The organism is Paenibacillus sp. FSL M7-1414, from assembly GCF_038003195.1.
Classification (GTDB): domain Bacteria; phylum Bacillota; class Bacilli; order Paenibacillales; family Paenibacillaceae; genus Paenibacillus; species Paenibacillus amylolyticus.
This window is the reverse complement of sequence record NZ_JBBOOS010000001.1, coordinates 4,856,464-4,877,626: the sequence shown is the minus strand read 5'-3', so window position 1 is coordinate 4,877,626 and position 21,163 is coordinate 4,856,464. Positions and strand designations below refer to the sequence as shown.

At 46.4% G+C, this 21,163-nt stretch carries 21 protein-coding genes; 20 read left to right on the top strand and 1 reads right to left on the bottom strand.

Features of this window, described 5'->3' with window-relative positions:
• Nucleotides 1-13 precede the first annotated feature (13 nt).
• The 3 genes from MHH92_RS21245 to holA all read left to right on the top strand — a co-directional run bounded on the left by MHH92_RS21245 (nucleotide 14) and on the right by holA (nucleotide 3,116).
• Complete coding sequence (locus MHH92_RS21245) at nucleotides 14-562, top strand: RNA polymerase sigma factor (protein ID WP_017687205.1); 549 nt, start codon at nucleotides 14-16, stop codon at nucleotides 560-562.
• On the top strand, nucleotides 559-1,842 hold the full coding sequence (locus MHH92_RS21240) for an anti-sigma factor family protein (protein ID WP_340906111.1): 1,284 nt from the start codon (nucleotides 559-561) through the stop codon (nucleotides 1,840-1,842). Before MHH92_RS21245 ends, MHH92_RS21240 begins: the two co-directional genes overlap by 4 nt.
• Nucleotides 1,843-2,099: 257 nt before the next feature.
• Nucleotides 2,100-3,116, top strand: coding sequence for a DNA polymerase III subunit delta (gene holA, locus MHH92_RS21235; RefSeq protein WP_036668560.1), 1,017 nt, complete (start codon nucleotides 2,100-2,102; stop codon nucleotides 3,114-3,116).
• A gap of 187 nt (nucleotides 3,117-3,303) precedes the next feature.
• Here the strand turns inward: holA and rpsT are convergent, their stop codons facing one another.
• Nucleotides 3,304-3,576, bottom strand: a complete 273-nt coding sequence (rpsT, locus tag MHH92_RS21230) for a 30S ribosomal protein S20 (RefSeq protein ID WP_024628504.1) — start codon at nucleotides 3,574-3,576, stop codon at nucleotides 3,304-3,306.
• 175 nt (nucleotides 3,577-3,751) lie between these two features.
• Here rpsT and gpr point away from each other — a divergent pair, with 175 nt between their 5' ends.
• The 17 genes from gpr (at nucleotide 3,752) to mtaB (ending at nucleotide 21,152) form a co-directional block, all read left to right on the top strand.
• A complete protein-coding gene (gene gpr / locus MHH92_RS21225) occupies nucleotides 3,752-4,753 on the top strand; it encodes a GPR endopeptidase (RefSeq protein WP_091013937.1) in 1,002 nt (333 codons plus the stop codon).
• A 146-nt stretch (nucleotides 4,754-4,899) separates the two neighbouring features.
• Nucleotides 4,900-6,195: a stage II sporulation protein P gene (locus MHH92_RS21220; protein ID WP_338588009.1), complete on the top strand. Its 1,296-nt coding sequence runs from the start codon at nucleotides 4,900-4,902 to the stop codon at nucleotides 6,193-6,195.
• Between the two features lie 54 nt (nucleotides 6,196-6,249).
• Entirely contained in the window at nucleotides 6,250-6,609 is a 360-nt protein-coding gene (locus MHH92_RS21215) for a hypothetical protein (protein WP_036615099.1), read from the top strand.
• 145 nt (nucleotides 6,610-6,754) lie between these two features.
• The gene (gene lepA / locus MHH92_RS21210; protein WP_036615097.1) at nucleotides 6,755-8,569 is read left to right on the top strand and encodes a translation elongation factor 4; all 1,815 of its coding nucleotides are present in this window, start codon (nucleotides 6,755-6,757) and stop codon (nucleotides 8,567-8,569) included.
• A gap of 129 nt (nucleotides 8,570-8,698) precedes the next feature.
• Nucleotides 8,699-9,883 carry a radical SAM family heme chaperone HemW gene (gene hemW, locus MHH92_RS21205; RefSeq protein ID WP_253502032.1) on the top strand — a complete coding sequence of 395 codons (1,185 nt, stop codon included), beginning with the start codon at nucleotides 8,699-8,701 and terminating at the stop codon, nucleotides 9,881-9,883.
• A 118-nt stretch (nucleotides 9,884-10,001) separates the two neighbouring features.
• The gene (locus MHH92_RS21200) at nucleotides 10,002-10,472 is read left to right on the top strand and encodes an N-acetyltransferase (protein ID WP_017687214.1); all 471 of its coding nucleotides are present in this window, start codon (nucleotides 10,002-10,004) and stop codon (nucleotides 10,470-10,472) included.
• 254 nt (nucleotides 10,473-10,726) lie between these two features.
• Nucleotides 10,727-11,758, top strand: a complete 1,032-nt coding sequence (hrcA, locus tag MHH92_RS21195; RefSeq protein WP_036615092.1) for a heat-inducible transcriptional repressor HrcA — start codon at nucleotides 10,727-10,729, stop codon at nucleotides 11,756-11,758.
• Nucleotides 11,759-11,802: 44 nt separating this feature from the next.
• Nucleotides 11,803-12,366 (top strand): nucleotide exchange factor GrpE, encoded by a 564-nt coding sequence (gene grpE, locus MHH92_RS21190; RefSeq protein ID WP_036668567.1) that lies wholly within the window; start codon nucleotides 11,803-11,805, stop codon nucleotides 12,364-12,366.
• 161 nt (nucleotides 12,367-12,527) lie between these two features.
• Nucleotides 12,528-14,375 carry a molecular chaperone DnaK gene (gene dnaK, locus MHH92_RS21185; RefSeq protein ID WP_340906103.1) on the top strand — a complete coding sequence of 616 codons (1,848 nt, stop codon included), beginning with the start codon at nucleotides 12,528-12,530 and terminating at the stop codon, nucleotides 14,373-14,375.
• Nucleotides 14,376-14,504: 129 nt separating this feature from the next.
• Complete coding sequence (dnaJ, locus tag MHH92_RS21180) at nucleotides 14,505-15,629, top strand: molecular chaperone DnaJ (protein WP_036615086.1); 1,125 nt, start codon at nucleotides 14,505-14,507, stop codon at nucleotides 15,627-15,629.
• A gap of 240 nt (nucleotides 15,630-15,869) precedes the next feature.
• Complete coding sequence (locus tag MHH92_RS21175) at nucleotides 15,870-16,238, top strand: hypothetical protein (protein WP_017687219.1); 369 nt, start codon at nucleotides 15,870-15,872, stop codon at nucleotides 16,236-16,238.
• 258 nt (nucleotides 16,239-16,496) lie between these two features.
• Nucleotides 16,497-16,676, top strand: a complete 180-nt coding sequence (locus tag MHH92_RS21170; protein WP_017687220.1) for a YfhD family protein — start codon at nucleotides 16,497-16,499, stop codon at nucleotides 16,674-16,676.
• Nucleotides 16,669-17,061: a hypothetical protein gene (locus tag MHH92_RS21165; RefSeq protein WP_253502029.1), complete on the top strand. Its 393-nt coding sequence runs from the start codon at nucleotides 16,669-16,671 to the stop codon at nucleotides 17,059-17,061. The genes MHH92_RS21170 and MHH92_RS21165 overlap by 8 nt, the downstream gene beginning before the upstream one ends.
• 190 nt (nucleotides 17,062-17,251) lie before the next feature.
• Entirely contained in the window at nucleotides 17,252-18,217 is a 966-nt protein-coding gene (gene prmA, locus MHH92_RS21160) for a 50S ribosomal protein L11 methyltransferase (RefSeq protein ID WP_253502026.1), read from the top strand.
• Between the two features lie 3 nt (nucleotides 18,218-18,220).
• A complete protein-coding gene (locus tag MHH92_RS21155) occupies nucleotides 18,221-18,901 on the top strand; it encodes a site-2 protease family protein (RefSeq protein WP_253502023.1) in 681 nt (226 codons plus the stop codon).
• Nucleotides 18,902-19,038: 137 nt separating this feature from the next.
• Nucleotides 19,039-19,803: a 16S rRNA (uracil(1498)-N(3))-methyltransferase gene (locus MHH92_RS21150; RefSeq protein ID WP_036668571.1), complete on the top strand. Its 765-nt coding sequence runs from the start codon at nucleotides 19,039-19,041 to the stop codon at nucleotides 19,801-19,803.
• 2 nt (nucleotides 19,804-19,805) lie between these two features.
• On the top strand, nucleotides 19,806-21,152 hold the full coding sequence (mtaB, locus tag MHH92_RS21145) for a tRNA (N(6)-L-threonylcarbamoyladenosine(37)-C(2))-methylthiotransferase MtaB (RefSeq protein ID WP_047843791.1): 1,347 nt from the start codon (nucleotides 19,806-19,808) through the stop codon (nucleotides 21,150-21,152).
• The last annotated feature ends 11 nt before the right edge of the window (nucleotides 21,153-21,163 follow it).

The window sequence follows — 21,163 nt, the reverse complement described above, 5'->3', positions numbered from 1 at the left end:
AGGGGGATCCTTTGTGGTAGAGCCGGAACTCATCAGAGCCGCTCAATCGGGCGATCGCGACGCTCTAATTACCCTATTGCGGGAGATTGAACAACATGTCTATCGGACCGCATATTACATTCTAAATAATGAACAGGACGCTTTGGATGCTGCTCAGGAAGCGTTGATCCGAATTTACACCAAAATCAATTCATACGAAGAAAAGGCCCAATTCAAAACATGGGTACAACGCATCGTCACGAATATCTGTATTGATAAATTCAGAAGAACCAAGCCGTCTGTCTCCATTGACGAACATGACATGGTTTTTCAGGATAATCAGGATGTGGAGTACGAGGTCATGTCTACATATGTGGCCCAGGACATTCAGGATGCGATCAACAAGCTTCCCGAGCATCATCGTACCGTTATTGTTCTAAGATATTTGCAGGACTTATCCTACAATGAAATTGCGGATTGTCTCGATCTTCCGTTAAATACGGTGAAATCTTATTTATTTAGAGCCAGACAGCAGTTACAGAATCTACTACAGGAATATCAGAAAGGTGGTGTGACAGGATGAAATGCGAAGAGGTGGTGGAATGGATGCACCGCTATCTGGATCATGATCTGGGCGAGGCGGAAACCGCGCAGATGCTACAGCATGTGGCGAAGTGTCCGGAGTGCGCCGAGAATTTTAGTTTACTCAGAGCTCTTTCCAGAGAACTGGAAGAATTACCGCAAGTAAGCCCGAAATTTAGTCTGGTTGATGCGATTATGCCACAGCTTGATGCCATTGACGAAGCGCGGAAGGAACAAAGTAGCACCATACAGGAAATGAATCCTGTCCCCGCTACATTTGAAAATTTACAACGTTCAAGTGAGCGGAAAACGAAGCAAAAATGGCTTAACTCGATGGCAGGACGTATGTCCATGGGTGCAGCGGCTGCGGCAGTTATATTGGGATTTGCCATCTGGGGAAATCCGCCTGAACAGATTGAGAATGCCGATTCCATGCTGATGAGCTCTGGAGCTTCTCAAGAGAGCGGCAATGTGGACGAGAATCCATTAAGCAAGAATATTGAAAATTATGATCCTGCCACTTCGTCCCAACCAAGCAGCAACGATGTGTTTGTGGGTCAATCGAATGATTCACCAACTAAACCAGATAACCAAGACGTAGAAACAATGCCTGAAGAGAACGGTGGAGATGAGTTACAGGAGCCTGAAGTTCAGTCAGATCCTACACCTCAACAACCGGCTACCGAATCAACGCCTGCTCCGAATAAAGGAACTCAGGATAATTCATCTAAAACTCCTCCGACCGATAATCAGAAGAATCCGGCTCAGAACCAAGATTCTGAGCAGAGAATTCAGGGATCAGGAGATTCTCCTAAATCTTCTGCAGATGGGGAAGAGAATGGAGTAACAGAAACAGAAAATGGAGATGCGCAATCCTTCACTTCTCAGGATACAAGACCTAATATGACTGAAGATGCTCCGGTTGAAGGTAACACTGTACCTGATTCCAGTGCAGGTGCAGACGCTTCTGGAGGAAACAAAGGATTCGCAGCAGGACCGGATCAGGGAATGGCTACAACAGCAGCACCAAAAGAATGGAAGTCACCTGACGGCTCCTATGTAGTTATGCTTATTGGTGATCAAATCAGCATATACTCCAAACCTGTGAGCGAACCGGATGTTCTAAATTTGGTTGAACAACGCAGTATAGAGGGGACACTGAAGTCAGCGAGTTGGTCAAAGGATGGTACCCTTTTTAATTACGAAACGGACAAGGACGGAACAACGGCGAAGAACTCGTTTAATGTACCTGCTGTTTCAGGTGGAGCTCCTGCGAAATAATTAAAAATGGGGAGTGCGCTCCTCTAAAACGAAAGAACATTTTCAGTATGACAAGCATATAGTGGAAGTAACAAAACGTCCTATCTCAGTTCAAGCAACTGACGTCGTATGACCGCTCACCGGCTTTTTCTAGAACTGCTGGTGTCAGCGTTTATATAGATGTAGGACAGGGGACCTTCATCCATAACTGGATGTAAGGTCCCTTTGTTGTCTTGCGCTTTTTCTGGTAGGATAAGAGGGATAAGGAGGCGCCGTGAATGGATGTAAAAAGTGCAACAAAGGCAATACGTAATGGAGAAACGGCACCGATCTATGTGCTGTACGGAACGGAGAAGTACCAGATACAGCAATTTACGGATATGTTAAAAGAACAGGTTATTGAAGAAGAACATCGTGATTTTGCGATTATTCCATATGATTTGTCTGAAACGGCTGTGGAGGTTGTTATTGAAGAAGCAGAGACTGTACCTTTTCTGGTTCCACGCAAATTAATTATCGTAAGGGATGCGAGCCTGTTCACCGCAGGTAAAGAATCCAAGATTGAACATCAGGTTGATCGTCTGCTTACATATATGGAAAATCCGGCAGATTACAGTACGATTGTTTTCCTGGCCCAAGGGGATAAGCTGGATGAGCGTAAGAAACTGGTGAAAGCTGTCAAGAAACAGGCAGTAGTTCTTGCTTTTGCTCCACTCAGTGGAGAAGAGTTATTGAATTGGATAGTGAAACTTGCGAAGCAGCGGGATGTTTCCTTGGAGACGGGAGCGGCGGAAACGTTGATCAGCTATGCAGGAACAGGTCTTCAGACCCTGTCTGCTGAAGTAGATAAGTTATGTTTGTTTGCGGGTAATGGGGGGACAATCAAACGTGCTGATATCGAGTCACTGGTTGCCCGTAGTACAGAGCAGAATGTATTTTCACTAGTGGAGGAACTCGCTAATTTGCGACTGGAGAAAGCGTTGGCTCTTTTCTATGAGTTGCTGAAGCAGCGGGAAGAACCGATTAAAATTGCGGCTCTAATCGCACGCCAGTTTCGGATCATGATCCAGGTGAAAGAGTTGGGGCAACAAAGTTACTCCCAGCAGCAGATTGCCAGTCAGCTTGGTCTGCATCCGTATGCTGTTAAGATTGCAGGTGAGCAAGCCCGTAAATTTCAGCCGGAACGTCTGAGAATGATTTTGAGTCACCTCAGCGAACTGGATTACCAGATGAAAACAGGAGCGGTGGATAAAGTACTTGGTCTGGAGCTGTTCTTATTGAGACTTGGTGCATGAATGGACAAGTAAACGTAATAGATTACTAGTGTGAATAACAAACAAAGCGACCTTTGCTCCATGATAGTTAATCATCGGAATAAAGGTCGCTTTATGTTTGTCTTATACTTATCGAATCAGATACTAAAAAATCCTGAAAGCCTATGCTGTTCAGGATTTTTCCATTGGATCGTATAAGTAACGCTTCTTACGCTTGTGCGGAAAGAGCGTTCAGTTTTTTCGCCAAGCGAGACTTTTTGCGTGCTGCAGCATTTTTATGAACCAGACCTTTAGTTACAGCCTTGTCCAGCTTTTTGGAAGCAGCTTGAATCGCAGCTTTTGCAGTATCAACTTCGTTACTTACCAGAGCAGCATCAGCAGCTTTAACAGCTGTACGGAGTGCAGACTTCTGAGAAGCGTTGAGTGCGCGGCGCTTGTCGCTCGTTTTTACGCGTTTAACAGCGGATTTGATGTTTGGCATTACATTCACCTCCTGTAAGGCATTTGCATGAATACAAACGTTTCACAACTTAAAATATTCTATCACGCTAGCATGTAAAATGCAACAGATATTCCTACGATGTTCGACATGCTGTATAAAGAAACCCTTTTTCCCACACAATATGCTCAAATGCGGTAAGGGAGGCAAGGACAGAATGACACTGGATTTGCAAAACTATACAGTTCGTACCGATTTGGCGATCGACTCCAAGGAAATGGCGCAAGGTGGACAGAAACAGACGATTCCCGGACTGCGGGAAGATGTGGAGAAAAAAGAGGGTATTACGATTACACGTATTGATGTCCTGACTGAAGAAGCAGCCACGGCTATTGGTCGGGTGAAAGGTCACTATGTCACCTTGGAAGTACCTTCACTACGGAATGGTGATACCGAGTTACAGGAGCGAGTTGCCGCCGAGTTCACCCGTGAAATGGAAGATTTTATGGTTAAGGCCGGAATTAACAAAACCTCCAAGGTCTTGATTGTTGGCTTGGGCAACTTAAATGTCACCCCGGATTCACTCGGTCCACTTGTTGTGGAAAATCTGATGGTAACGCGTCAGTATTTCGAATTGGTGCCAGATCAGGTTGCGCCAGGGTATCGGGAAGTCAGCGCGATTGCTCCCGGCGTGCTCGGTACAACGGGCATTGAATCCAGTGACATCGTACAGGGGATTGTAGACCGTACCAAGCCGGATGCCATTATTGCGATTGATGCGCTGGCCTCCCGTTCCTTGGAACGTGTCAATACAACCATTCAGGTAGCCGACATTGGTATTCATCCTGGTTCCGGTATTGGAAACAAACGGCGTGGTCTGACCCGTGAGATATTAGGTGTGCCTTGCATCGCCATCGGAGTACCAACCGTATGTTATGCGTCCACCATCGTGAATAATGTGATTGAGATGATGCGCTCACACTTTCGCCAGGAAACGGATCAGACCAAACAGATCATGGGTATGCTGGACGACATTGGTGAGCAAGATCGTTTGAGTTTGGTGAAAGAGGTACTGGAGCCACTAGGTCATGACCTCATTGTTACCCCAAAGGAAATCGATGAGTTTATTGAGGGAATTGCCAATGTTATCGCTACAGGACTTAACGCCGCACTCCATGATGCAGTGAATCCGGATAACGTAGCCGCTTATACACATTAAAACTTAAAACTGCTGAGAAGAAGGTCCGAATCTATCGGATTTTCTTTTTTTTGTTTTTGGAATCTTTCATTTTCCTGTTCTATCAAATTGGGCGGGCTCATAGAGTTGAAGTATAAGAGTTGTCCAGCAGGGAAGGAGACAGCAGAATGAACAAGATATTGGCCTGGAATATTGGAAAGTGGAAAAAAAGATGTCTGCACGTGCTGGCCATGGGCCGTACGTTGTTGTTGCTTATGATCATATCTGCCTTGTTTTTTGTCGTACTTGGTCTCGGGGGAATGGCAGAGAAACGCTTGAATAATTCACCCGTTTCTTCCATGAAAGGATTTGCGAGTGCCGTATCAAGCCGCTTTTTTGTCGATATGCTCGGTATGGAGATGCCCCATCTCACCCAGAAGGAACAAACTTCTGCTATATCCGGTGAAAATCTCACCTCATTTGTTTTCCAATTACTAACGAATGTAAATCCTCAAGATCCAAAGAGCCTGATTGCGAGAGAAATGCCGGGCATGGGTTCCAACCAACCTGTTCTGCTCCGTCCTGGATCTGGTAACGAAAAAGCCGAGGCTCCCGAAGATTATCAGCCCGGTCCCGGTCTTACGGATACGGCTTCCGCAGGTGGAGGGAAACCCGGTAGTGAGTTGCACATTCCTCCAGGCCAGGATAATACGGATCCACCTGAGTCGAGTGAGCCTGGAGATGGAGAAGGTAAAGAAGATCCCCCAGCGAAGAATGGCGAGAAAGACAATTCAGGCTCACCGACAACAGGCAAAAAGTCAATTCTTATCTATCATTCCCATCCACGGGAAGGCTACAATCCACTGCTAGGTACGAAAAGTGATAATCCATCATCAGGCAAATCAACAGGCAATGTATTTCAAGTGGGAACCTACCTCTCAGACAGTCTGGAGAAGCTGGGAATCGGCGTAGAACACGCCAAGGATGATTACCCCACTAAAGTAAAGGACTATAACTGGAACTATTCTTATAAATACTCCCGTCAAACGGTAAAAGCGGCACTCGCTCAAAATGATGATCTGACATATCTCATAGACATTCATCGCGATTCACAGCGTCATGGCAAAACAACAACCACTATTAATGACTTGGGCTACGCCAAAGTGTATTTCATTATTGGGCATGAAAATCCAAATTGGCGGCAAAATGAAGCCTTTGCAGCGAAAATTCATAAGAAACTGGAAGCCAAGTATCCTGGGGTATCCCGTGGTGTGTGGGGCAAAGATGGTGGAGGAGCCAACAATGGAGAGTATAACCAAACCCTTTCACCCAACAGCATTTTGATTGAGATTGGCGGCATCGACAACACAGGAGCTGAGCTCCAACGGACATCGAAGATTCTAGCAGACATGATTGCCCAAGTGTATTGGGAAGATCAGAAGGTGGACAAAGCCAGTGCAGAAACGTCATCACAGGGTGGATAGGGACTATATATGTATGAAGAACAAAATAGTAGAGAGTGACAGGAGGCAAAGCATATGTCCAGATTCGGTAAAAGACTGTTATCCATCGCTGTATTAATGTTGCTGGGTGTGCTGTTTGGAATGCAGCTGGCTGGCAGCAACTTTCACATGGGCAATCCATCAGGAGGCACGTCAACCGTTGTAACAACTGAGCCCACTTCATCGGTGACCGAATCTGTTCCGACTGCACCTGTCCAAAAGGAAATTAAAGAACCACCATTTGTACCTGTTCAGTCACCAAGCCAAGTGCTTGGGGCGGATCAAGATAAGGCTCCGGTTGATGTGTTGGCAGACAAAACGGCTGGACTACTGCAAAATCTCTCACATAGTGGAATCAAGTGGGTGGTCTCTCTTTTTAGCGGCGTTGCTGAATAAAATACTATAATTTTAAGGTACAATATAACCTCTGGGAGTGCATGATGACACTTTATTATAAAGTTGAGACATCACGGGATTGATGCACTGTGCTTCAACTGTTATAATGAAGTGATTGACACTAGGCTGTTTCTGGGGGTAAGGAATGACTGACATTCGGGCAAGACAACGTAAAATTCGTAACTTTTCTATTATTGCACATATAGATCACGGCAAATCAACACTTGCGGACCGGATCTTGGAGCACACAGGTGCGCTCACTTCACGTGAAATGCAGGAACAAGTTCTGGATAAAATGGACCTTGAACGTGAACGTGGAATAACGATCAAGCTACAAGCAGTAGCCTTGACTTACAAAGCGGACGATGGTGAAGAGTATTTATTGAATCTGATTGATACACCGGGACACGTAGACTTCACGTATGAAGTATCACGCAGTCTTGCTGCATGTGAAGGTGCTCTGCTGGTTGTGGATGCGGCTCAGGGAATTGAAGCCCAAACACTTGCCAACGTGTATCTGGCATTGGATAACAATCTTGAAATTTTACCGGTTATCAACAAAATTGACCTTCCGAGCGCTGATCCTGAACGGGTGAAGCAGGAAGTGGAAGATGTTATTGGTTTGGACACAAGTAATGCGGTTTTGGCTTCGGCCAAATCAGGAATCGGGATCAAAGAAATTTTGGAGCAAGTGGTGAAAAGTGTTCCGGCACCAACTGGTGATCCTGACCAGCCTTTGAAAGCGCTGATTTTTGACTCGCACTACGACCCGTACAAAGGTGTAATCGTATATGTGCGTGTTGTTGACGGCAAAATCAAATCCGGTTCCAAAATCAAAATGATGGCAACAGGTAAATCATTTGAAGTCATTGAAGTTGGAGCGTTCAAACCTCGTATGACCATCGTGGACGAGCTGAACGTCGGGGATGTTGGATTTATCGTTGCAGGTATCCGGCATGTTGGCGATACACAAGTCGGGGATACGGTAACGGATGCCAAAAATCCAACACCGGAACCTTTGCCGGGTTATCGTAAAATTAATCCAATGGTGTATTGTGGTCTCTATCCGATCGAAACATCGGACTATGTTGATCTGCGTGAAGCGTTGGAGAAATTGCAGTTGAACGATGCGTCTCTGAGCTTTGAACCGGAAACATCCAGTGCACTTGGTTTTGGATTCCGTTGCGGATTCCTTGGACTGCTTCACATGGACGTTATCCAGGAGCGGATCGAGCGGGAGTTTAACATTCCGTTGATCACAACGGCACCAAGTGTGATTTATCACGTCACCTTAACGAATGGTGAAGTGATGAAAATCGATAACCCTTCCAACTATCCTGAGGTGGGACGGATTGATTACGTCGAGGAACCATACGTCAAGGCAGATATTATCGTACCGAATGATTATGTAGGTACCATTATGGAGCTGTGTCAGACTAAACGCGGTGAATATGTAAATATGGAATATCTGGACACAACCCGGGTTACCATTACCTATGAGATTCCGTTGTCCGAGATTGTATATGACTTCTTCGACCAGTTGAAATCCGGTACCAAAGGATATGCATCTCTGGATTATGAGCTGTCCGGTTACCGTCAGTCCAATCTGGCGAAAATGGATATTGTACTCAATGGCGAACAGGTGGATGCTCTGTCCTTCATCGTTCACCGTGACCGTGCCTATAACCGCGGACGCATTGTCTGTGAGAAACTGCGCGAGCTGATTCCACGGCAAATGTTCGAGGTGCCAATTCAGGCATCTGTAGGTACCAAGGTCGTTGCTCGTGAGACGGTAAAAGCAATGCGTAAAAACGTACTTGCCAAGTGTTATGGTGGTGACATCTCGCGGAAACGGAAACTGCTTGAGAAGCAGAAGGAAGGTAAGAAGCGGATGAAGCAGGTTGGTAACGTTGAGGTGCCACAAGAGGCATTCATGGCGGTACTGAAAATTGATGATTAATAATTCAATTTCGGGTACATCACAGAGTGTGTGTATCGAAATTGAATTGTTACAACACAGAATATTAAATAACTAAGCTGAAAGGGAAGCCGGATGGCTTTCCTTTTTTCAAATAGAGGGGGACTTGCCATGACATTGGCAGCACACAGCCGGAAGACAGGTGCGCCCCAAGCGGTGTATCTTCACATTCCCTTTTGCACGAATAAATGTTTTTATTGCGACTTTAACTCCTACGTTCTGAAAGATCAGCCCGTGATGCAATATCTCGAAGCGCTGGAACGGGAGATGGAACATACAGTTAAGGCCAATCCACCGGGTGAGATCAAGACCATATTTGTAGGTGGGGGTACGCCAACAGCACTGAAACCGGATGAGATGGCAGTATTTCTTCGTTCCGTGAAGACGTATTTCCCAAATTGGGCAGACGATATTGAATTTTCGATGGAAGCCAACCCGGGAACAACGGATGCGGAGAAACTCGCTGCGATGAAAGAAGGCGGCGTCAACCGCGTCAGTTTTGGCGTGCAGGCTTTTCAGAATGATCTGCTGACAGGCATTGGCCGTATTCATAATACGGATGATGTATATCGCAGTTTGGAGAATGCTCGTAAAGCAGGCTTGAATAACTTGTCCATTGATCTGATGTTTGGTTTGCCAAACCAGACCGTTGGAATGTTGAATGAGAGTATCGACAAAGCGCTGGAACTGGATCTGCCGCATTACTCCATCTACAGCCTGAAAGTGGAAGAGAATACACTTTTCCATACCCTGTATCAGAAGAACCAGTTACCACTTCCTCATGAAGATGATGAGCTGGAGATGTATCTTCTATTAATGAGACGTATGAAAGAAGCAGGCTATGGACAATACGAGATCAGTAACTTTGCCAAGCCGGGCTTCGAGAGTCGTCACAATATTACCTACTGGCGTAATGAGGACTACTACGGTCTGGGTGCAGGTGCACATGGATATGTGGGCCGCGAACGGCATATGAATATTAAAGGTATAAATCCTTATGTTGAAGCTTCACGAGCAGGGCTGCCTCGTCTGGATCATTTTGAGATTGCTCGCCCCGAAGCCATGGAAGATTATCTGATGGTTGGACTGCGAATGTTGGAGGGAGCTTCGGCCTCACGCTTTAGCGAACAGTTCGGAGAGTCCATGGAAGAAGTGTTTGCGAAGCCTTTGGGCAAAATGTTGAACGCAGGGTTGCTTGAGCGGACGGCAGACGGCTTCCGACTGAGCGAGAAGGGTATCCTGTTCGGAAATGACGTTTTTGCGGAGTTTATCGGGTCCATATCGCTGAATTCATAGCTTGAAATTCTATACGCTCTGTTGTATATTTATTCATATTGATTTTACAGAGCGTGTTAATTTAACAACTACGAAGTCAGCTTTCCTCTGGAAAGCTTGGTAATAGGAGGAGAGCAGGATGTCGGTAATATGCAGAAAAGCCGTGCCGGAAGATGTTGAACCACTGTATGAAATGATTAAGGGCTATGCAGAGCGTGGGATCATGCTTCCACGATCACGGGAAATACTGCACCGACAGCTGGAGCACTTTGTTGTAGCCGAAGTTGATGGTGAAGTGGTGGGTTGCGGATCGCTTTGTCGTCTGGGGAATGATTTGGTGGAAGTCAGATCACTCGGTATCTCGGAAGGACACAAAGGGCTCGGTATTGGCTCCCGATTGCTGGACCGACTGGTAGAAGAAGCGGAGAAACAACAGATTCCTAAGGTTATGGCGTTGACATATGAAGTATCCTTCTTCCTCAAAAACGGTTTTGCCGTAGTGGAAAAAGAGATTTTCCCTGAGAAAGTATGGACCGACTGTGTTCATTGCAGCAAGCAGGATTGTTGCGATGAGATCGCGGTATTAAAAGAGCTTAACGTTTCAGCTTAACAACTGAATGGACTGCATGGATCGAGCCGAGTCTGCCTCTGCCCTACATGCAGTCCTTTTTTACTTCAAAGTATGTTCAATAAAGTTGTTAGGACTCGTCGACATTGGTCTATACTATAAATAGATGAGCCCACTCATCAAACTCACTTGACAATGTTCACGTCAGTTTGGTATTTTTGTATTACCGCTTAGCACTCATCTAACCGGAGTGCTAACGACATGGGACAGTACAGTCAGAAGGAGGGATACTCACCATGTTAACAGAGCGTCAACGAATGATTCTGAACGCTATAGTGGATGACTATATCCGTTCAGCTGAGCCCGTAGGGTCCCGGAGCATTTCCAAAAGGGGAGATGTTGGATACAGTCCGGCGACGATCCGTAATGAAATGGCGGACCTTGAAGATATGGGTTTCCTGGAACAGCCGCATACATCGGCAGGACGCATTCCTTCTCATAAAGGCTATCGATATTATGTCGATCATTTGGTCCCTTGGAATCAGGTGGAGCCTCAGGAGTTGGATGATCTGAAGTCGTTCTTTGCTGAAAAACTGAACGTCATGGAACAAGTTATTCAGCATGCATCCAATATTTTGTCACATATGACGAATTATACTTCGATCCTGCTTGGACCGGAAGTATTCCATACGTCCTTACGTCACTTCCAATTGCTTCCGCTGAACGAGAGTGAAGCTGTGGCGATCATTGTGACCAATACAGGTCAAGTGGAGAACAAGACGGTTCAGATTCCACCAGAAATCTCGGTAGCCGAGATGGAAAATGTGGTTCGCTTGTTAAATACCAAACTTGTGGGCGTACCAATCTACAAATTGAAATCCCGTCTTTATACCGAACTTGGGCAAGAGATGGAACGGCATATTACACGTTATGAGGAAGTTATGCAGGTGCTGAACAGTGCCTTTGACAATGAACATGATAATCGTCTGTTCCTCAGTGGTGCCACCAATATGTTGACTCAACCGGAGTTTAAAGATATCGAAAAGGTAAAAGATATTCTTGACCTGCTGGAAGAGACACCAACACTCATGAAATTGATGATGCCCGTGCCGGGTGGATCTGGTATTCAAGTGCGAATCGGCACTGAGAATGATCATGAAGCCTTTGCCAACTGCAGCCTGATTACAGCCTCCTATTCATTGGACGGTGAGGCTTTGGGTTCGATCGGTATTCTAGGACCCACGCGGATGGATTATGCACGTGTCATTCATATTCTAAATACACTATCCCGTGACTTGACGGCGATGCTAACACATCGTTTCAAATAAGATTCGGGAATGAACCATTTCATTCGTATAAGGAGGTGAACATCTTGAAAGAGGAGCAATCATTTACAGAAGAACAAGAGGTAACAGCAACTGAGCAGGAGCCTATTAATGAAGCTGGCGCTGCAGAAGCACAAGCTGAAGAGATGGCTGGTCAGGAGCAGGATGAGCTTGCACGTCTGAAGGCAGAAGCTGAGGAGCAACAACAGCGTTATGTCCGTGCACAGGCTGATTTTGATAACTTCCGTCGTCGTACGCAGAAGGAAAAAGAAGAATTGGCTAAATACGCTTCGATGAAGCTGGTCACCGAACTGGTACCGGTTATTGATAACTTCGAGCGCGCCATGGCTACTGTACCGGAAGGAGCAGAGGTCGAATCTTTCTCCAAGGGCATCCAAATGATTTTCCGTCAATTGGAAACCGTGATGAATAATGAAGGTCTGACGGCTATGGAATCGGTAGGACAACCGTTCAATCCTGAATTCCACCAAGCAATTATGCAAGTGGAGAGCGACGAGTACGAAGAAGGTATCGTTGTTGAGGAAGTCCAAAAAGGCTACATGCTGAAAGATAAAGTGCTTCGTCCAGCTATGGTTAAAGTCAGCTCATAAATTCCTTATAGGAAGGAATGAGTCGGCTCCATGGTTGAACAATGTGGGCGAAGTTTAATATAAAGGTTTGTACACATAGAGCACGATTAGCAACATGAACATCTAAATAAGGGTCAGATCAGACCCATTCATTTTAAATTGTTGAGGGAGGAAATTTTCGGATGAGCAAAGTAATTGGTATTGACTTAGGAACAACAAACTCATGCGTAGCAGTAATGGAAGGCGGCGAGGCTGTCGTAATTCCAAATCCGGAGGGCGCACGTACAACTCCATCCGTAGTTGGTTTCAAAAAGGATGGAGAACGCGTTGTTGGTGAAACAGCAAAACGTCAAGCCATCACCAATCCGGATCGTACCATCATGTCGATCAAACGTCACATGGGTACTTCCCACAAGGAAACAATCGATAGCAAAGACTACTCCGCACAAGAGATCTCTGCAATCATTCTGCAAAAATTGAAATCCGATGCTGAAGCTTATCTGGGTCAAACGGTAACTCAAGCAGTTATCACTGTACCAGCTTACTTCAATGACAGTCAGCGCCAAGCGACTAAAGATGCGGGTAAAATTGCAGGTTTGGAAGTTCTGCGTATCGTCAACGAGCCAACAGCAGCAGCTTTGGCATACGGTATGGAGAAATCCGAAGACCAAACGATCCTCGTATATGACCTGGGTGGCGGTACGTTCGACGTATCCATTCTTGAACTGGGTGATGGCTTCTTCGAAGTTAAAGCAACTAGCGGGGACAACAAACTAGGCGGGGATGACTTTGACCAAGTGATCATTGATTACCTCGTAAGTGAATTCAAAAAAGATCAAGGCATTGACTTGAGTAAAGATAAAGCAGCGGTTCAACGTTTGAAAGATGCAGCGGAAAAAGCGAAAAAAGAACTTTCCGGCGTATTGACTACAACGATCTCCTTGCCGTTCATCACAGTTGCTGGTGGCGTTCCTCAGCATTTGGAGTTGAACCTGAGCCGTGCGAAATTTGAAGAAATCTCTGAAGGTCTGGTTGAGCGTACGCTTGAACCAACTCGTCGTGCATTGAGTGATGCGGGTATGACGCCTAACGATATCGACAAGATCGTATTGGTTGGTGGTTCGACACGTATTCCAGCAGTACAAGAAGCAATCAAAAAACTGACGGGTAAAGAGCCACACAAAGGCGTTAACCCGGATGAAGTTGTAGCTTTGGGTGCTGCTGTACAAGCGGGCGTACTGACAGGTGACGTGAAAGACGTTGTATTGCTCGACGTAACGCCATTGTCCCTGGGTATCGAAACAGCGGGTGGCGTATTCACTAAAATGATCGAGCGTAACACTACGATCCCTACAAGCAAATCTCAAGTGTTCTCCACGTATGCAGACAATCAACCAAGCGTTGAGATTCATGTTCTGCAAGGTGAGCGTGAGATGGCAGCGGGTAACAAATCGCTTGGACGTTTCATGTTGGGTGATATTCCACCAGCTCCACGTGGCGTTCCACAGATCGAAGTTAGCTTCGATATTGATGCCAACGGTATCGTTAACGTATCTGCAACAGATAAAGGTACGAACAAAACTCAAAAAATCACAATCACTTCTTCCAGCGGTTTGAGCGATGCTGAAGTTGAGCAAATGATGAAAGATGCTGAGTTGCACGCTGAAGAAGATAAAAAACGCAGAGAACTCGTTGAAGCGAAAAACAGTGCAGATCAATTGATCTACTCTGTTGACAAAACGATCAAAGATCTTGGCGAAAAAGCAGATGCTGGCGAAGTTGAAAAAGCAAATGCTGCCAAAGAAAAACTGCAAGGCGTTCTGGCTTCCGACAACCTGGAAGATATCAAAGCTGCTACAGAAGAACTGACAGAGATCGTTCAACAACTGTCCGTGAAACTGTATGAGCAAGCTCAGGCGCAAGAGCAAGAAGCACAAGGTGCTGAAGAGCAACAACAAGGTTCTGCTAAACGTGACAACGTCGTAGACGCTGATTACGAAGTTGTGGATGAAGATAAAAAACAAAACTAATTCGTAGTTCTACGCGAATTAAACATCGGTGACGTTCGAATTAGAGGGAAAGTCATAGCCGGGGCTCCCGCGCTTTGGCTTTCCTTTTGTCACGATGTGCGATATGGTGAATGATATGGGGGTGGAAGAGTGGCTGAAAAGCGTGATTATTATGAGGTGCTTGGCGTTAGTAAAACGGCTAACGACGATGAAATTAAAAAGGCTTACCGTAAGCTTGCCCGTCAGTATCACCCTGACGTAAACAAGGCTGCTGATGCGGAAGCTAAATTTAAAGAAGTTAAAGAAGCTTACGACGTAGTGAGTGACGGTCAGAAGCGTGCACAATATGATCAATATGGTCATGTCGATCCGAATCAAGGTGGATTCGGTGGTGGCGGTGATTTTGGCGGCGGCGGATTTGGCGACATCTTCGACATGTTCTTTGGCGGCGGTGGCGGTGGACGACGTGATCCAAATGCTCCGCAACGCGGGAATGATCTGCAGTACACGATGACAATTGAGTTCAAGGAAGCTGTATTCGGTAAAGAAACCGATATTACGATTCCGCGTACCGAAGGCTGTGATACCTGTCATGGCTCAGGTGCCAAACCTGGAACGAAACCGGAAACCTGCTCGGTCTGCCAAGGTAGCGGTCAGCAGGAAGTCGTGCAAAATACACCGTTTGGTCGTATGGTTAATCGTCGTGCATGTTCGAACTGTAGCGGTTCGGGCCAAATTATCAAAGAAAAATGTACAACGTGCAGTGGCAGCGGTAAAGTCCGCAAGCAACGCAAAATCCATGTCCGCATTCCAGCGGGTGTAGATGATGGCGCGCAACTGCGTATGACAGGTGAGGGCGAAGGCGGCCTGCGTGGCGGACCAGCGGGAGATCTGTATATTGTCATTCGCGTGAAATCACATGATTTCTTCGAGCGTGAAGGCGACGATATTTATTGCGAAATCCCACTTACCTTTGCTCAGGCAGCTCTGGGAGATGAAGTTGAGATCCCAACGTTGACCGAGAAAGTGAAGTTGAAAGTACCAGCTGGTACACAAACGGGAACGTATTTCCGCCTCAAAGGCAAAGGTGTACCACGCCTGCGCGGTATGGGGCAAGGGGATCAGCATGTGAAAGTGGTTGTGGTCACACCTAGTAAGCTGAATGACGAGCAGAAAGATCTGCTTCGCCAAATTGCTTCGCTGGATGGAGAGCAAACACATGAGCATGAACAATCTTTCTTTGATAGAGTGAAACGCGCCTTCCGCGGCGACTGAGAATAAAATAAAGCAAGTCCAAAAGGACACCACAGCGGTTTTTACCGCGGGGTGTCCTTTTTTGTACGCCTTTTTTAGTGGTTCAGTGGTTTTTGTGAAATCCTTGGATTTATGCTACAAAGAACGACAGCAATTTGTGGGAGCCTTTCGGTATATTCTGAGCGAACTTGCGGAAAGATAGCATGGCGAGAATGATATGCATAGCTGATATGCGAGAAATTAGGGAAGCAGGTGAAGCGGATGACCGAGAAAAATATTTTGGCGTACTTTCACAGCCCGGAGCAGGCTCAAGGGGCAGCCAAAAAACTGGAGGCATTGCGAGTGGAGGACCTGTCAATTAATCGATTCAGCCGATATGCGGGAGTGGGACCAAGCGGGGCTTCCTACAAGCCGGGCGTTTCCGGCAGTTTTTCATCATGGGTGCCCGATTCGATGCAAACAAATGCCAGTGCTGGAATTATGGCTGCGGCAGACCCTTCTGCAAGCGGCATGAGTGATGGTGGACAGGGTGGACCTACAGGAAGAGATGTATTACTAACGGTCATCGTAGATGAATCGGTACATCACCGCGCTATGTCTATTATCGAACAAGCCGGTGGAATGATCTAGTTTCAAGAAATCCATATAAGATGGACAGATAATTACACTTTAACGGAGAGTGCAGAACCAATCTGAAGAAGCGAAGCGTTCGCCTAAAAGCTTTCGCAAGAAAGCTGCTTCGGAAGCATACGCTATCCCCGGATTTCTCCCTTTAAGGAGGGAGTTGAAGGAATCTGGGGATAACAGCGATCGGAGGATGGGGCTACAATAGGAGTCTTACAGTGTAACAAATATTAGTTCATTTTAATTTGAAGGAGGAGCATTACAATGGCAGAACATGAACGTCCAGGCAAGATCTTAACAAAAACGGAAAAAATGAAACGGATGCAATCCGCGAAAAATGAGGACGTGGAATTCAGCGCTGAAGCTGCGGATCATGAAGATATAGAAGCACTACGCCGCAGTGAAGCGGCTGATCGAAGACAGGGACGGGAGCTTCATGACTGAAGATCGCTCGGCAGTGACCCTCGAAGCTGTTTTTACAAGCTGGACTGAGGCCGAGTCTGCACGCAGAGCCCTGGAATTTTTGCACCCGAACCAATTAAGCATTGAGAGCCTTGGCAATGAAGCGTCTGCATTGGGCTCAAACGATGTTACGGGCTCCGATAATTCTCCTACGGCCGTCGTCGGAGGATTTAGTGGCGAACTGAATGTACTTGCCTTGATTAGTGATGAAACGGAAATGTTGTCCAATGGTCAGGTGTATGATACACCCAAAGAGGACTCGGCCAACAGGCTAAAACAAGAAATTTTGCTGACCGTGTCCGTATCCAAAGATTCGCTCCCGCAAGCCGCAGAGATGATCACGCAGAATGGTGGACGTTTTTGCTAACTGAGAATCGAATTATGCAAAATGCTGAAGTAAATGAAACAGATATGTATGAATAGATGACAGGATATTCGAGCAGTCAGGCTGCGGATATCCTGTTTTGTTTTTCTTTTACTGGTGCGGCTTTGTGCTCCGGCTAGCTTGTGTAGTACAATAGTTGGGATGTTTGAAAAATGAGGAGGAAAAACCAAGTATGTTATGGCATGAACTAACAATACATACCACAGAAGAAGCTGTGGAGATGATTTCAAATTTTTTACATGAAGCGGGTGCTGGAGGGGTTTCGATTGAAGAGTCCGGTACTTTAAATAAAAAACGGGACACGACATATGGTGAGTTATACGACGTTCCTTTGAATGATATTCCGGAAGGCTTTGCAGTCATCAAAGGGTACTTCTCCGAAGGTACGGACATGGTTGCACTACAGTCTGAAGTTAATCCGAGAATTGAGGAACTCTCCGAATTCGGAATTGATACAGGTGAGGTTCGTTATGAGACGCGTACAGTGGATGAAAATGACTGGGCAACAGCCTGGAAACAATATTTCAAGCCGGTACGTGTATCGGAACGTCTGACGATCAAGCCAACGTGGGAAGAGTATACGCCAGAAAGTCCGGATGAGAAAATTATTGAGCTTGATCCAGGCATGGCTTTTGGTACAGGAACCCACCCAACGACCTCCCTCTGCTTGCGCACACTGGAAACGGTTATTCAGGGCGGCGAGGAAGTTATTGACGTAGGTACAGGCTCTGGTATTTTGGCTATTGGAGCGATAAAACTTGGGGCAAAACATGTACTGGCGCTCGATCTTGATCCAGTTGCCGTAATTAGTGCCAGGGAGAATGTGGAACTGAATGGGCTGGAGCAACAAATTACGGTTAAAGAGAGTGATCTGTTGTCCGTCCTTGGGAGTCAGGACCCTGCACTTGGTGTACAACTGCCGGTTAAGGTTGTCGTGGCGAACATTCTGGCTGAGATCATTTTGTTGTTCGTAGACGATGTCTATAATGCGCTTGAGTCTGGTGGGACCTATATTGTATCCGGCATTTGGAAGAACAAAGAGCAGGTTGTGCATGATGCACTGGTAGCCTCCGGGTTTGAAGTGAGTGCGATTCACCGTGATGAGGACTGGCTGGCGTTTGTAGCCAGAAAGGGGTAACGTATGGACTTTTGGAATTCGTTCTTTCGTTATCCGATCGATCAGCTTCCGTTTTTTCTGCTGACCATTCTGATCGCATTTACGGTGCATGAATTCTCGCATGCGTATTTTGCCAACAAATTCGGTGATCCGACAGCGAAGCTGTTGGGTCGGGTCACACTGAATCCGGTTGTACACTTTGACTTGTTAGGTGTGCTGCTGCTCATTATTGCCGGCTTTGGTTGGGCACGTCCAGTTCCAGTTAATCGGGCTAACTTCGACAAACCTAGATTGATGGGCATTATCGTATCCGCAGCAGGGCCTCTGAGCAATCTGTTGCTCGCGATCATCGGTACAATTATCTATGCTTCACTGGTTGGTTCGGGAGCACTCGGTGGCATTGATAATGAGCGGTTACTGACAGCAATCACAACGTTCTTCGCTATCTTTAACTTAACCAACTTTTTCCTGTTCCTGTTTAACTTGATTCCGTTGCCACCACTGGATGGTTATCGGATTCTGGAAGATGTAGTGCCACCTTCAATCAGCCGCAAGCTGCAAGGGGTGGAGCAATGGTCCATTTTTATCTTCCTATTGATTCTTGTTATACCTCCGTTGCAAAATGTGACGATTCAACCTTTGTATGAGTTTGCGCAAACGATGTATGTGGATCTGGCAAAGGTGATTATCGAATTATATCGCTAAAAGCGCATTGTTTATGGACCGGAATACTGGTCAGAAACACGTAAAAGTTGTATGATCATCTGTGGCGATTGGATTCACGCCTGTCATCAGGCGGGGTGAATTCCAGTCATAACAGGACAGAATGGGTGGATTGACTAATGCAGCGATATTTTGTATCTGCAGAACAGTTTATTGAACACGCTGTGATTATCACAGGTGATGATGCACGCCATATTGGCAAGGTCATGCGTGGTAAACCTGGAGATAAACTGATTGTCAGTGACGGAAACTCCAGAGAAGCACTCGTGGAAATTGAGAGTATTGAAGTGGGCCAAGTGACAGCCAATATTGTGGAACCTCTCGAGATGGACCATGAAGCACGGATTCGTGTAACCGTGGCACAGAGTTTGCCCAAGGGTGACAAGATGGAAACAGTCATCCAGAGATGTACTGAGATTGGGGCAGTATCATTTGTACCCTTCCTATCAGAGCGTACGATTGTGCAATATGATGCCAAGAAAGAAGGCAAACGGTTGGAGCGGTGGCGGAAAATTGCCAAGGAAGCTGCCGAACAGAGTCACCGGAATCGTATTCCATCCGTCGAACAGCCGCTTTCCTGGAAAGGGCTGTTATCTTCTTTTGAGGGCTATAGCCTGGTATGTTATTGTTATGAGAAAGAAAACGGTAAACAGCTGAGAGATGCACTGAAGCCGTTTATAGAGCAGCTTGCACCTGATGCAAGTGCAGAAGTTTTGATCGTGGTTGGACCGGAAGGTGGATTTTCTGAGAAGGAGACGGCAGAGGCTGATCAGGCAGGTGCTGTATCTGTTGGACTGGGCAAACGCATTTTGCGTGCTGAGACAGCTGGAATGGCAGCACTAACTTGCGTGCTATATGAATCCGGAGAAATGGGAGGAATGTAATTATGCCATCCGTGGCGTTTTACACCTTAGGCTGCAAAGTTAATTTCTATGATACAGAGGCGATTTGGCAATTGTTCAAAAACGAAGGTTACGATCAAGTGGACTTTGATGAACAGACAGCGGATGTATACTTGATTAATACTTGTACAGTAACCAATACCGGCGACAAAAAGAGCCGTCAAATTATTCGTCGTGCCATTCGGCGCAACCCGGAGGCGATTGTGGCCGTTACAGGCTGCTATGCGCAGACTTCTCCGGCAGAGATTCTGGACATCCCAGGGGTGGATCTGGTTATCGGTACACAGGACCGTGACAAGATTTTACCATACGTTAATGAAATTCAGGAGTCCCGTCAACCGGTTAATGCGGTGCGTAATATTATGAAAACCCGTGTGTTTGAAGAAATGGACGTACCGGATTTTGCTGACCGCACCCGCGCATTCCTGAAGATTCAGGATGGTTGCAATAACTTCTGTACATTCTGCATTATTCCATGGTCTCGTGGTCTCTCACGTAGTCGGGAAGCAAACAGCATTATTCAACAGGCGCATCAACTCGTACACGCCGGATACAAAGAGATTGTTCTCACCGGTATTCATACAGGTGGGTATGGCGATGACATGGAGAACTATGATCTGACGGATCTGCTGTGGGATTTGGATAAGGTAGAGGGTTTGGAGCGTATTCGAATCAGCTCGATTGAAGCCAGTCAGATTGACGACCGTATGCTCGACGTGATCAAACGTTCGGACAAACTTGTTCGTCACTTCCATATTCCGCTGCAAGCGGGTGATGATACGGTGTTGAAACGCATGCGCCGCAAATATACGACAGAAGAGTTTTACAACAAGATGCTTCGCATTCGGGAAGCAATGCCGGATGTAGCGATTACAACAGACATCATTGTTGGATTTCCAGGTGAGACGGATGAGATGTACCGTAATGGCTATGAGTTGATGCGGAAGATCGGTTTTTCCGAAATGCACGTATTCCCTTATTCCAAGCGTACGGGTACGCCAGCAGCACGAATGGAAGATCAGGTGGACGAAGAGGTCAAAAATGCACGTGTGCATGAACTGATTGACTTGTCTGAGCAGATGCAGCTGGAGTACGCTGAGCAGTTTGTTGGACAGGTACTGGATGTTATTCCCGAAGGGGAAGCCAAGGGCCGCGAGGGAAGTGGCAAGCTGCACGGTTATAGCGACAACTACATTCAACTGGTCTTTGATGGAACGATGGATATGGTCGGTAAAGTGTGCCGAGTCAAAGTGGTTGAAGCCGGCGTCAACGAGAGTCAGGCTACGCTGGTACGTGTTTTGGAAGAGAATCTTAAGTCCGCCGCGATGTAATCGAGGCGTCA

Excerpts from the sequence above, each read along its gene's own strand:
- MHH92_RS21240 (WP_340906111.1), top strand. The coding sequence starts at position 559 with ATGAAATGCGAAGAGGTGGTGGAATGGATGCACCGCTATCTGGATCAT.
- holA (WP_036668560.1), top strand. The coding sequence starts at position 2,100 with ATGGATGTAAAAAGTGCAACAAAGGCAATACGTAATGGAGAAACGGCA.
- rpsT (WP_024628504.1), bottom strand. The coding sequence starts at position 3,576 with ATGCCAAACATCAAATCCGCTGTTAAACGCGTAAAAACGAGCGACAAG.
- gpr (WP_091013937.1), top strand. The coding sequence starts at position 3,752 with ATGACACTGGATTTGCAAAACTATACAGTTCGTACCGATTTGGCGATC.
- MHH92_RS21220 (WP_338588009.1), top strand. The coding sequence starts at position 4,900 with ATGAACAAGATATTGGCCTGGAATATTGGAAAGTGGAAAAAAAGATGT.
- MHH92_RS21215 (WP_036615099.1), top strand. The coding sequence starts at position 6,250 with ATGTCCAGATTCGGTAAAAGACTGTTATCCATCGCTGTATTAATGTTG.
- lepA (WP_036615097.1), top strand. The coding sequence starts at position 6,755 with ATGACTGACATTCGGGCAAGACAACGTAAAATTCGTAACTTTTCTATT.
- hemW (WP_253502032.1), top strand. The coding sequence starts at position 8,699 with ATGACATTGGCAGCACACAGCCGGAAGACAGGTGCGCCCCAAGCGGTG.
- MHH92_RS21200 (WP_017687214.1), top strand. The coding sequence starts at position 10,002 with ATGTCGGTAATATGCAGAAAAGCCGTGCCGGAAGATGTTGAACCACTG.
- hrcA (WP_036615092.1), top strand. The coding sequence starts at position 10,727 with ATGTTAACAGAGCGTCAACGAATGATTCTGAACGCTATAGTGGATGAC.
- dnaK (WP_340906103.1), top strand. The coding sequence starts at position 12,528 with ATGAGCAAAGTAATTGGTATTGACTTAGGAACAACAAACTCATGCGTA.
- MHH92_RS21175 (WP_017687219.1), top strand. The coding sequence starts at position 15,870 with ATGACCGAGAAAAATATTTTGGCGTACTTTCACAGCCCGGAGCAGGCT.
- MHH92_RS21170 (WP_017687220.1), top strand. The coding sequence starts at position 16,497 with ATGGCAGAACATGAACGTCCAGGCAAGATCTTAACAAAAACGGAAAAA.
- MHH92_RS21165 (WP_253502029.1), top strand. The coding sequence starts at position 16,669 with ATGACTGAAGATCGCTCGGCAGTGACCCTCGAAGCTGTTTTTACAAGC.
- prmA (WP_253502026.1), top strand. The coding sequence starts at position 17,252 with ATGTTATGGCATGAACTAACAATACATACCACAGAAGAAGCTGTGGAG.
- MHH92_RS21155 (WP_253502023.1), top strand. The coding sequence starts at position 18,221 with ATGGACTTTTGGAATTCGTTCTTTCGTTATCCGATCGATCAGCTTCCG.
- MHH92_RS21150 (WP_036668571.1), top strand. The coding sequence starts at position 19,039 with ATGCAGCGATATTTTGTATCTGCAGAACAGTTTATTGAACACGCTGTG.
- mtaB (WP_047843791.1), top strand. The coding sequence starts at position 19,806 with ATGCCATCCGTGGCGTTTTACACCTTAGGCTGCAAAGTTAATTTCTAT.